Origin of the sequence: Sporomusa rhizae (assembly GCF_041428845.1) — a bacterium.
GTDB classification, from domain to species: Bacteria; Bacillota; Negativicutes; order Sporomusales; family Sporomusaceae; genus Sporomusa; species Sporomusa rhizae.
The window spans coordinates 4,549,852-4,562,250 of the sequence record NZ_CP156925.1; the positions used below are offsets into that span (position 1 = coordinate 4,549,852).

Genomic DNA, 12,399 nt, shown 5'->3' on the forward strand with positions numbered 1-12,399 from the left:
ACAGTTTATTACCTATTACTTGGAATTAACGCCCGCAGATTGTGATACCATCTGAGACTTGTCCTCATAATGTCGTAAAAAATCCTGCAAATTTAATTCTTTATCGAACAAGTCAAACAACGAGTGGCTTTGCTTTAGCAGCGTATCACTACTTTGCTGTTTAATCGCCGTTTGCTTTAACCGATTAATTTTATCTGCAGCAGCAATAGTGCTTGGCCGATTAATGCCTGTACCTACATTACAGCCACGGGAACAATTTTGTATATCTACAAGCAAAGGGACATTTTCCCCTTGACGCAGCTGTACAGCATATTCATCCAGGTACTGATACACATGCTCCGGTCCTCCTACTTGCCTAATCCACCCATCCTTGATATGAAACTCTACAGTCTCACGCAATCCGCCGGGACGGCTAAAGGTCTGCCCCAGACCGCAGCCAATATCATCAAATTCAGTTTCAGGATAGGAATCTAGATTAACACCATTTTGTTCAAGGTATTTCTCCAATTTTTCATAAGTTACGTTGTACTGCACCAACCCACCGGTATTTTTTTCGTTGATCTCTTCTATTTTGCCGATACATGGTGATAGGAAGGCCAGCTTATCATTCACATTTTTATATTTTTTCATATACACAGCAGTACACAGCATGGGACTGTGAATAGGAGCCAGGTTAGGAATAAGTTCCGGGCGGAATTTTTGCGCATAATTGACAATGGTCGGACAATGCTGGGCAATTAGCGATTTGAGATTCTGTTCCCGAATGGCTTTTAAGTACGCCCAGGTAGTAATATCCGCTCCAAAAGATACATCGTAAATTAGCCTTACTCCCAATGATCTTAAATAACCAAACATCCGCTTGTAGTTGGCAAAATTAAAGCGTATAGACGGAGCAGCAAAGAGAGAAATACTTGTACCACGTTTAAGCTCATCAAAAAAAAGCTGGGTGTCATCAGCAAAATCCCTGGCGCCATGGTCGCAAGCTTCCAAGCACTCTCCACAGTGTATACACCGCTTTTGATCGACCTTAACTTTGTTCTTGCCCTGAACCTGATAGGCAATACTTGCGTTTGTCGGACATTTGTCCATACATTTTTTGCAGCCCACACATAATTCTTCTTTAATTAACAAAACCGCTTCCATCAAAATCATCACCCACACTTTCGTCAATCATCGCAATCATATTATAATACGACAATCATAGCGAATAATGACGGTGAGGCGGCTAAACTATCGAAAAATTTCGACAAAATTCACTGTCTTATTATTAGCTGAAGCTAATAATCACCGATTTTTCTGTTCCAACATCGAGGCAGTTGCCGCAATTTCCTCGCATTTGGCGGTGACTTGCTGCACAGTGGCCGAGATATTGGTAATTTCATTATTTACGGCATCCATTTTCTTTTCCAGGTCGTCCGAAATGCTAATAATGGTAGCAACCTGATGCCTAATATCTGCTTCACTATTTTTGGTTGACGTGACTATAGTCTTGGATTTGTCGGCAAGTACCCGAACTTCATTGGCGACAACGGCGAACCCTTTACCCTGCTCACCGGCGCGGGCAGCTTCGATAGTTGCGTTTAAAGATAACAGATTGGTCTGTCCGGCGATACCTACGATTTCATCTGAGGCTTGACTAAAGTCTTTTAGTTTAGTTTCTACCTCAAGAATGCTGTCCCGAAGTTCAGTAGCGGTTTGCAAAATAAAATGTACTTCCTGACTAATTGTTTCAATACTCTTGGCATTGTCACTACTGCCAAGAGATACTTCCTGAATAGCGTCGGTTATATCTTTTACGCGTTCTCTAAGAAGTACGGCCGAACGTTCGCGTTCTTCACCCAAAGTTTTTACTTGGGCCAGCATGTCCTGTACTTCGGCATTGGTCTTAGTCAGTAACACTTTCTCGGCTTCTACTTCTTTCCGATTATAATCAATACAATTTTCCACATGATTAATACCTTGAGCTACCGCAGTCGCAAAATCTTTGCAGCTGCCAAAGCCGCAAGCATAGCAATTAACCTTGCGTGAAGCTTCTGTCGTTTTGTGCAGGGTAGAAAATACTGCTTCCAAGTCAAAGTTGGCAGATTGCGCTACCATCTTGGACTTATCTTCATAACGACGGACAAAATCCTGCCATTTTAATTCTTTATCGAACATGTCAAACAAAGAGTAGCTTTTCTTAAACAGCTTGCTAGTAGTCTGCTCTTTAATCGCAGCTTGCTTCAGTTGATTCATTTTGTAATCTATATCATCAATAGTAATTGTCTTATTTGTACCCGTACCAAGATTACAGCCGCACAAACAGTTCAGTATATCCACGAGCAAAGGTACGTTTTTCCCTTGCCGCACTCGCGCAGCATATTCATCCAGGTAATGATAGACATGACCCGGACCTTCTACCTGCCTGATCCAAACATCATTGGTATGAAATTCGACATTCTCACGCAAGCCGCCCGGACGGCTGAAAGTCAGACCCAGGCCGCAGCCGGCATCGTCAAATTCAGTTTCGGGATAGGAATCCAGAATAATACCATTTTGTTTGAGGTATTTGTCCAACTTTTCACAAGTCACATTGTACTGAACCAATCCCTCGGTATCTTTTTCATTAATCTCGTCTATTTTGCCGATACACGGAGACAAAAATGCCAATTTATCAGTAATCTGTTTATATTTTTTCAAATATACAGCAGTACACAGCATGGGACTGTGAATAGGAGCCAAACTGGAAATAAGTTCCGGGCGGAATTTTTGTACATAATTGACAATGGCCGGACAAGGTTGGGCTATTACTGACGTAAGGTGCTGTTCCCGAATGGCTTCCAAATAGGCCCAGGTAGTAATATCCGCTCCGAAAGATACGTCGTAAATGAGCTTTACTCCCAATGATTTCAAATAGCCTAAGAGACGTTTATAATTGGTAAAATTAAAGCGGATAGCTGGTGCGGCAATAAGAGAAATGCTTGTCCCGCGCTTAAGGTCCTCAAAAAAAAGTTGGGTATCATCAGCAAAATCCCTAGCCCCGTGATCACAAACTTCCAAGCATTCGCCGCAATGTATACAGCGTTTTTGATCTACCTTAACTTTGTTTTCTCCCGCTACTTGATAGGCAATATTGGCCTTTGTCGGGCATTTTGCAATACATTTATTGCAGCCGGCACAGAGTTCTTCCTTCGTTAATAATACCTCTTGAATCACAATCGTCACCCGCACCTTCGTTATTTTTGTCACAATCCTATTATAATACCAGTCTACACCAAGTCAAACAAATTTTCTGTATTTTGTTACATGTTTACAAAAGCTTTATTTATACGACATTTATGGACAAAAGTTACGTTTGTTTTGTCATGTTTTGTACAAAAAAATAGCGATTCAACCTCTTTTTTTTGTAATTATAGATGTCTATGGAATCGTTGCTTTGACGTTTTTTCCTATTTTCTTTAAAAATATTACAATAATATCCTATATCTCCATTGTTTTCAAGGATTCTACAAAATCATGGCGAATACAGATGATGAGGTGTCTGAAGTTGAAATATCGCAACTTAGTGGAGAATTTATCAATTGGCATTTACATTATACAAGGAACTAAACTGGTATACGGTAACAAAAATTTCGAGGCCATTATAGATCATCCCCAGTCCGAGCTGCTAGTAGTAGATAATATCTATAACTATATTCACCCTGGTGACTGGGAACTTGTTCGTGAAATTATGCAAAAATGCTTATCCGGACAAAAAGTAGACGCACGCTACGAAGTGCGGATACTTACCAAAACAGGAACCTGCCGCTATGTTGAAGTTCTAAGTAGTCATTGTATAGAATTTGATGGCCAACCTTCGGTTGCAGGTGCCCTCGTTGATATTACCGAACGCAAAAAAACCGAGGCCGAACTGCACCGGACCCAAGAAAAGCTTCGCGGCGTTCTGAACGCAGCATCTGATACTATCAGCATAATTGACAAAGATGGCGTCATTTGCGAAATTCTTTCAAGAACGAACGAGAATTCCGAAATGGCAGCCAAGTTTAGTGTGGGTAAAAACATTTGTGATATTGTGGACCGTACGTTAGCTCATAAAACAATGCAGTATGTGCATATGGCTCTCAAAAATAAAACTGTCTGCACCTTTGATTGTCAAATAGAAAAAAACAAAATTTATGAAGCCCGCTTAGCGGCCCTAAATCCACATGAAGCCGTATTAATGCTGCGGGATAATACAACCCGCCGATTGTATGACAGTGATAATTTCCGTACGATCCAGGAACGCTGCGAGGCGTTGTTTAACAACAGTAACGATGCTATTTTTGTCTCCCCGCCCTCAACCAGCAAGCACGCATCATTTTTAGAAGTTAACGACAGGGCCTGCAGCTTTCTCGGCTATACACGGGCCGAGCTATTAAACATGTCCATAGCAGACATCAATGATTCGTCCTCCCTAAAGACAACGAGCAGCCAGTTAGAAAAACTAATGAAGATGGAGCATGTATTCTTTGAAGCCACTTTTCGCACCAAAAGCGGTAGACAAATTGCGGTCGAGATTAATGCTTATATGGTGAAATTCTGGAATACTTTCCGGGTTATTACTATTGCCAAGGATGTCAGTGAACAAAAACTATCAGAAAGAGCACTGCTTGAAAGCGAAGAGCGCTTTCATTATTTGTCAAACAACATCCCCCTCATTTTGTGGATGGATGATAAAGATGGCAACTGCACCTTTGTTAACGAAAAATGGCGTGAGTATACAGGAGTGACTACACAAAACCCAGCAGAAATTACCTGGACAGACTATATACATCCTAAAGACCGGCAAATGGTCGAGGATACCTTCTGCAGCGCCGTTAACCGGAAAAAGAAATATTTTTATGAATATCGGATGCTGCGCTTTGATGGCCGGTATCGCTGGGTTCAATCGTCCGGTATTCCCAGATTTGATACTGATAACACGTTTGTCGGCTATATCAACTGCTGCCTGGATATTCACGATAAAATATTGGCTGACCGGGATTTAAAATATTACTATAAACGCCTGGAAAGAAGCGCCGAAGAACAAACCCGGCAGCTTGCTAATACTAACGCAATTCTTGCTCAGGAAATTTTTGTCCGCCGCGCAGCCGAAAAACGGTATCGTCAATTATTTGACAGTGTACAGGACGCTATTTTTGTCTGGAAAATTACAGCACAGGGGTTACCTGGCCGAATTATTGAAGTAAACAATGTAGCCTGCCGCTGGCTGGGCTACAGCAGAAACGAATTATTGTCGCTCTGTATGTTTGACACCATGTCCAATCAGGGAAAAGCAGCTACCACGTTACGCATGGAAAAGCTGCTGGCTTCCCGGCAAGCTATATTTGAATTCGATCAGGTAACCAAAGACGGCAGAATTATACTTGCCGAAGTAAATGCCCACCTGTTTGCTCTTAACGGCGAACTTGTCGGGCTGTCTATTGCCCGCGATATATCTGGCCGTAAGAAGGCCGAAACCGAACTATTAGCTGCCAGAGACCGCATTAACAAGGCGGAAAAGTTAGCTTTTCTGGGCAACATGGCAGCAGGAATTGCCCATGAAATCAACCAGCCGCTAAATTCTATTAAGGTTACTGCCGATAGTATCTTGATGTGGTCAAAAGAGGGCAATACCTATAACTGGGAAGAATTTTTGGAAGATGTTCAAACAATTTCCGAGCAGTCTTCCCGCATCGCGAGCATCATTAAATACATCCGCGATTTAATCCGGACGAATCAAACCCCTAACAATCAACGCTTCAGCTTAGCTATAGCTATCAGAAACACTATAAAAATGATGACTCCTAATTTGGATGCAGTCGGCGTCACCCTTATCCATGATCTTACCGATGATCCGCTCGAAATATATGGCTCGCTTGCTTATATGGAACATGTTATTCTTAACCTTATGAATAACGCCCTCCAGGCGTTAGTAAGTTCGCCCCAGCCGCAAAAAGAAATTACCATTCGCACAAAATACCAAGACAAGATTATATTACAAGTTTCTGATAACGGCCCCGGGATTCCGGAAGCTGTTAAAGCCAAGATTTTTACACCTTTCTTTACTACCAAAAACGACGGTATGGGTTTGGGGTTAGCTATTGTTAAATCGGTAGTCACTTCTAATGGCGGTAATATAATGATTTTTGATAACCCGGACCGGGGAGTTACTTTCCAGTTGGAATTCCCCATAATGGAACCTAATGGTTGTAAGGAGGATGTCAGCAATTGAATATACTACTTGTAGATGACGATTCCGGCAGTCGAATGTCGGTTGCCAAGTTCTTGCGCAGGCAGGGACACGAAATTATTGAATGTGCTGATGGCGACGAAGCACTTGCTACATTCAGCAATGCTAGCTTTCCTATGGTGTTAACCGATATCAAAATGCCTAAGATGTCGGGCCTTGATCTATTAAAACATATCAAAGAATTACCTAACAGCACCTACACCGATATTGTCCTGTTCACCGGACACGGCTCTATGGAAACAGCCGTCGAGGCATTACGGATAGGGGCTTATGATTATTTAATAAAACCAATCAATATTCAGGAATTAGCCATTATTGTCAATAAGGTCGCTGAACATCAAGGCTTGTTGCGCGAAAACCGCCGCCTAACCGATCATTTCGATCAAGAAGTCCAGGCGGCAACACAAGAGTCGAGTAAAGAAATTTCCCGCTTACGGCGGTTAGTCGCTAAAGCCGAAGGAATCGGCGAAATAGGCATCTTTGATAAAGCGACGGAGGATGTATTCCGTCAGGCCGGAATGTATCACAAAGACAGGTCCATTTCTGTCCTCATCCAGGGGGCAACAGGTACCGGCAAGGAGATGGTTGCCAAACTCATACATTACGATGACTTCGAAGAGCCAACCCCCTTTGTCGATATCAACTGTGCCGCCGTAACCCCTACCCTGTTTGAAAGTGAGCTGTTTGGTTATGAGGCCGGTTCATTTACAGGAGGCTTAACTAAAGGTCAAAAAGGTAAGTTTGATTTAGCAGCAGGCGGCACACTGTTTTTTGATGAAATTGGTGAAATGCCGCTGGAAATGCAGGCCAAACTCTTGCGGGTACTGCAAGAAAAAGAGTATTACCGAGTTGGCGGCTTAAAAAAAATAAAAACAGATGTCCGCGTTGTCTGCGCTACCAATATCGATTTGCGTCAAGCCGTGGAAGAAGGCAAATTCCGCCGTGATCTCTATTACCGTCTCAACGTGGGGCAAATTGTATTACCCCCCCTGCGTGAGCGCCGCGAATCGATTATTCCTTTGGCAGAAGTATTTCTCCGCCAGTTTGCCGCACAGAAAAACAAAAAATTCGCCACTATCAGCAGCGAAGCACAAAAAGTATTAGTCAGCCATTCCTGGCCCGGAAATATCCGTGAACTGAAGAATACGATTGAATGGTCGGTTTTTATGTTTGATAATAAAGAACTTAAAGCCGAACATCTTAACATAGCATCCGGAAATACCGCCATTCCAACGGTGATGCAGTCGGGCGCAATTATTCCGGAAGCGCCTGTAGTTTTACCGCCTACCCCCTTTAACCTGGATGAATTTGTCGATAAAATTGTTGCAGCCGCCTTACTCTTGCATAACGGCAACAAATCAGCAGCTGCTGCCTATCTTGGTCTTTCCCGCAGATCGCTTTCCTACCGGGTTGAAAAGCTAAACGGGTAATTATAAACGTTTTACAAAAGGAAATCGCAGCAGTACGCGATTTCCTTTTGTTTTCTCTCTCAGAGGTTGCTTATCTATTATACGAACTTATACCTGCATTACTTGTCTCTATATCCATCGAAGCCTGCAAAATGCGCTGAACTCTAGCAAAGTTCTTTAGAACTTCCGCCTTTTCCGGTTTTTCCGTTTGTAAATTAAATCTGTCTGTCAGCGGAAGTCCTCTGAGAAGCTCAGCCTTCTCCTCTTCGGTAATCTCAACTTCAATTTTGTCGTTATCCGTCATATACTTACTCCCCTTTCTACTTTTATAACCGGAACCTGCACATTGACTCCTGCAACTCTTCGGCCAGCTTGGCAAGACTTTGGCTGGAAGCGGCAATTTCCTCCATGGACGCTGACTGCTCTTCGGCGGCTGCAGACACATTCTGCGTTTGTCCGGCCGTCGATTTACACACCTCTTCGATATCCCGAACCGATGTAACAATTTGAATACTGCTGGCTGCCATTTCCCCAATAGAAGCCGAAATTTCACGAATTTGGGAAGATACTTCAGTAACGAGGTCAGTAATAATCCGGAAGCTTTCGCCTGTGGCATTAACCACCTGGGTTCCGGCTTTAACCTCTTTAGTTCCTTCCGTCATCGACGTAACGGCTTTTTCCGTATCTCCCTGAATTTCAAAAATCAGATCAGAAATTTGCTTGGCGGCTGACTGCGATTGCTCGGCAAGCTTGCGAACTTCTTCGGCTACAACCGCAAACCCGCGTCCTTGTTCACCGGCACGGGCAGCCTCAATTGCTGCATTAAGGGCTAACAAGTTGGTTTGGCCGGCAAGTCCTGAAATGGTATCAACAATTTGACCTATCTCTTTGGATCGCTCACCCAGCTTTGATACCACTGTTGAAGAATCATTCACAGTCCGCTCAATATTATTCATCTGAGCCACGGCGGTTGCAACCGACTTTCCGCCGCTATTGGCGGCTTCAGCCGCTTTATCCGCTACCCCTGCTACATTTACGGCATTTGCAGCAATATCTTTAATATCAGTTGACATTTTCTCAACAATAGTTGATGTTTCTTTAGTCGCTGTAACCTGATTATTAGCTCCCAACGCAATCTCGGTAACAATGGTTGCTACCTGGATTGCTGCCTGCGACGATTGTTCCGCGTTGGCGGTCAGTTCTTCGGAAGCCGCGGCTACTTGCTGCGAGGACTGTGCAATATTGATTACAATATCGGATAGACTGTCCCGCATAATTTTTAGCGAATGGGCCAACTCACCCAGCTCATCACTGGTATTGACTTGGACAATCTCCCGAAGATCACCCTGGGCATAGTTATCGGTCACTGCAGCCAACTTACCTAGTGGCCTTTTTATCATAATTGTTAACACTACACTGATAGCAATTCCTAACAGCAAAGCAGCAATCCCAATCACGAGCTGCAGGCTTTTAGCCCCGTGTGCCAAACGATTCGTTTCCTGAAGGTTAGCCGCTACCAGCTTATCGTTTTCTTCCGCCACCGCTTTCAACGTCTTATCAATTTCTACTGATAACGGAACAACAACTTTGGCAACTTCGTTAAGCTTAGTTTTATATTCCTGCGCCTGAACTAAATTGCCGGCTGCCGTTTCCCGTTGGTAAGCTATAGCAATCGGCATATAGTCTGTTCGAATACTATCACTGTATTTTTTGGTATTTGCACGCAATTGCTCCAGGCTCGGTTTTGCTGCCTGAGGCGCTATATTTAATAATTCATCTTCCAATTGCAATGTTGCATTAAGCTCCTCCTCTATGCGAGCAGCTACTTTAGGATCGCCAAAAGCAACATAAGTCCGGATGGCTATTACGGTTTCATGATACTGGTAGGCGATTTTATTGCCTAGAGAAAGCTGATTACTGGCTTTCTCTACTGTCTCCGCATTATTTACGATACTTGATAATACAGACCATGCAAATCCTACATTAATAGCTATAAGAACAATAATAATACCAAAACTTAAACCAACCTTCGCTCCCATCTTCAATTTCATATGACCCCTCCACTACAGTCTCTGCTTTTAGGTTCTTTCCAATATATTTGCATAAATCATGCCAATAGCTCAATCCAGCAAGTTCGACACTTTTCATTTCACTTTTTCGCTTATTTTTACATTGTTGTTCACTGACTTGTACAAAAATGAACAAAAATCACCAAATATTTCTCAATACAAAACAGTATTTTGCGAACCTCATATAAAAATACTGTACAGAATGCCCAAATAATGTTATACTTTGTAAGTTGTTGTAAAAATGGCTTGCACCGACATCTGACGCAAGTAACGGCCGTACCTTTTACCTGGTGTAAGGGAGTGTACTTTCTGTTAGGAAACTAATAAAGCCAGAACCCGACAAACCGGGTATCTGGCTTTTTCTTGTCCTGATAGAAAGTATAACTTTCGCCTGGATAAGGGCAACATCGACTTCCGCTATCGCCAAAGGCTCGGCGCAAGTCGTGTTTTCTTTATACTATACGCTATTTACTTTCCCGCAGATAGCCGCGGGCGATGGAATCCTGAATAATCTGCTCAACAAGCTGGCCTAACTCGGCCGCTATCTCCTTAGTTCGTTTGTTGCGCTCTCGTACTTGGGCACTGACAATATTATTCAGTCTCCAGGACTTGCCTTCTGTTTTATAGTGCAGCACCAGCGGCTGCAACCGATCGAGGGCATCGGCCAATCTGGCTTCAGGACTAACCCTTTGTTCAAACTCCTCCCATAATGCCCGCATCTCCTGCGCCTGATCTAAAGGCAGCAGCCCAAACAGCCGGTCAGCTGCTGTTCGTTCCCGGGCTTCTTTATCCATCCCGGCTTGTGCGTCAAAACAGTAGGTATCGCCGGCATCAATTTCGACAATGTCATGGATAAGCACCATTTTAATAATTTTGAGTATATCAACCGGGTAACCGGTGACATGTTCGGACAGCAGCACAGCCATAATGGCCAAATGCCAGGAATGTTCGGCGTCTGTTTCGTGGCGGTCTGTCCCAATAACATAATTTCGGCGATAAATTTGTTTTATCTTGTCCACTTCAATGATAAATGCCATTTGCTGCTCCAGGCGTTGGCTAATCACAAAAATCCCCTCTTCTCTCCCCGCTTATCTTTTATTCATTATTTTGCTTTCTATGTACTTATCTTGAATAAAATGCTCCTACTATTTTAACATTTGGTGCAATAGTATACAATCCGCAACAACCTGTCGATACTAATTAACAAAGCGTACTTAAAGGAGGTTATCCATATTGGAAAAATTTAAAGAGCTAGGAATTAGTGATATTATAATTCGCTCTCTTAGTGATATGGGGTTTGAAGAACCTACCCCTATACAGGAACAGGCTATCCCAACTTTACTAGCAGGTAAAGATTTAGTTGGGCAAGCCCAAACAGGCACAGGCAAAACAGCGGCCTTTGGCATCCCGCTGTTAGAAAATCTTGAACCAGGCAAAGGGCCAATCCGCGGAATTGTGCTAACACCTACCCGTGAATTAGCTATTCAAGTAGCTGAAGAATTAAATAAAATCGCACAATTCTCCAACGTCCACACCCTCCCCATTTACGGAGGCCAGGACATACAGCGCCAAATTAAAGCTTTACAACGAAAACCCCAGATTATTGTGGCAACTCCCGGCCGTCTGATGGATCATATGGAACGCCGTACCATTCGGCTTACTGATATTTCAATGGTGGTCTTAGACGAAGCCGATGAAATGCTCAATATGGGCTTTATCGAAGACATTGAAAAGATCTTAAGCGCAACGCCGGAATCCCGGCAAACACTGCTGTTTTCAGCAACCATGCCCAAACAAATCCAAAGCTTGGCGCAGCGGTTTTTAAAAGAGCCCGTTATGATCAGTATCAAAGCCAAAGAAGTCACTGTTCCGCTCATTGAGCAATATTATATGGAACTGCAGGACAGACAAAAATTCGATGTGCTCTGCCGCCTGCTTGATATTCAATCCCCTGAACTTGCTATTATTTTCGGCCGCACCAAGCGCCGGGTTGACGAGCTTGCGGAAGGGCTGAAAAAGCGTGGCTATTCTGCCGAGGGAATACACGGCGACCTTACTCAGGCCAAACGAGATAGTGTTATTAGGCAGTTTAGAGAAAGCACCATTGAAATTCTGGTAGCCACCGACGTGGCAGCCAGGGGCCTCGATATCAGTGGGGTTACTCATGTTTATAACTTTGACATCCCGCAAGACCCGGAAAGCTATGTTCACCGGGTCGGCCGTACCGGCCGTGCTGGCCAAACCGGCTCAGCCATGACCTTTGTCATTCCGCGCGAAATAGAGCATTTGCGCACAATTGAACGCACTACTAAGCGAAAAATCGTGCGCATGCCTGTTCCCAGCGTAATCGAAGCAATCGAAGGACAGCAGCGGCTGGCTGTAGAAAAGATCCTTAATCAGATTGAAGAAGGAAACTTGGAGCAATATCGCGGCCGAGCCGAAGATCTTCTGGCTGAAAACGACTCGGTTTCCCTATTGTCTGCTGCCTTAAAACTACTGACAAAGGAACCGGACACCACACCAATCAAAATAACCGAAGAAGCCCCCTTGCGCTCACGTTCTTATGGCAGCAGAAGAAAACCGCCAGAGAATAAAAGAGGCACAACAACCGGTACCGGTAAACCCCGCTATAAACCAGGCAACTATAAACAAAGCGGCTATAAAAAATAGC

The 12,399-nt window shown here is 43.6% G+C and carries 8 protein-coding genes; 3 read left to right on the forward strand and 5 right to left on the reverse strand.

All coding sequences use genetic code 11. The features are described 5' to 3' along the window. Positions 1–15: 15 nt before the first annotated feature. Positions 16–1,143: a [Fe-Fe] hydrogenase large subunit C-terminal domain-containing protein gene (locus SRRS_RS21420; RefSeq protein ID WP_371363394.1), complete on the reverse strand. Its 1,128-nt coding sequence runs from the start codon at positions 1,141–1,143 to the stop codon at positions 16–18. Positions 1,144–1,284: 141 nt separating this feature from the next. Further along, positions 1,285–3,195, reverse strand: a complete 1,911-nt coding sequence (locus SRRS_RS21425; RefSeq protein ID WP_371363395.1) for a [Fe-Fe] hydrogenase large subunit C-terminal domain-containing protein — start codon at positions 3,193–3,195, stop codon at positions 1,285–1,287. Between the two features lie 331 nt (positions 3,196–3,526). Here SRRS_RS21425 and SRRS_RS21430 point away from each other — a divergent pair, with 331 nt between their 5' ends. Next, a complete protein-coding gene (locus SRRS_RS21430; RefSeq protein WP_371363397.1) occupies positions 3,527–6,232 on the forward strand; it encodes a PAS domain S-box protein in 2,706 nt (901 codons plus the stop codon). Then, the gene (locus tag SRRS_RS21435) at positions 6,229–7,680 is read left to right on the forward strand and encodes a sigma-54-dependent transcriptional regulator (RefSeq protein ID WP_371363398.1); all 1,452 of its coding nucleotides are present in this window, start codon (positions 6,229–6,231) and stop codon (positions 7,678–7,680) included. The genes SRRS_RS21430 and SRRS_RS21435 overlap by 4 nt, the downstream gene beginning before the upstream one ends. A 70-nt stretch (positions 7,681–7,750) precedes the next feature. Here SRRS_RS21435 and SRRS_RS21440 read toward each other — a convergent pair whose 3' ends face one another. The 3 genes from SRRS_RS21440 to SRRS_RS21450 form a co-directional block, all read right to left on the reverse strand. Then, positions 7,751–7,963: a hypothetical protein gene (locus SRRS_RS21440; RefSeq protein WP_371363400.1), complete on the reverse strand. Its 213-nt coding sequence runs from the start codon at positions 7,961–7,963 to the stop codon at positions 7,751–7,753. A gap of 22 nt (positions 7,964–7,985) precedes the next feature. Beyond that, positions 7,986–9,710, reverse strand: a complete 1,725-nt coding sequence (locus SRRS_RS21445; RefSeq protein ID WP_371363402.1) for a methyl-accepting chemotaxis protein — start codon at positions 9,708–9,710, stop codon at positions 7,986–7,988. 482 nt (positions 9,711–10,192) lie between these two features. Beyond that, complete coding sequence (locus SRRS_RS21450; protein WP_371363403.1) at positions 10,193–10,792, reverse strand: HD domain-containing protein; 600 nt, start codon at positions 10,790–10,792, stop codon at positions 10,193–10,195. 169 nt (positions 10,793–10,961) lie between these two features. On the opposite strand from SRRS_RS21450, the gene SRRS_RS21455 reads away from it, so the two are divergent. Next, positions 10,962–12,398 (forward strand): DEAD/DEAH box helicase, encoded by a 1,437-nt coding sequence (locus SRRS_RS21455; protein WP_371363404.1) that lies wholly within the window; start codon positions 10,962–10,964, stop codon positions 12,396–12,398. Position 12,399: the final 1 nt, after the last annotated feature.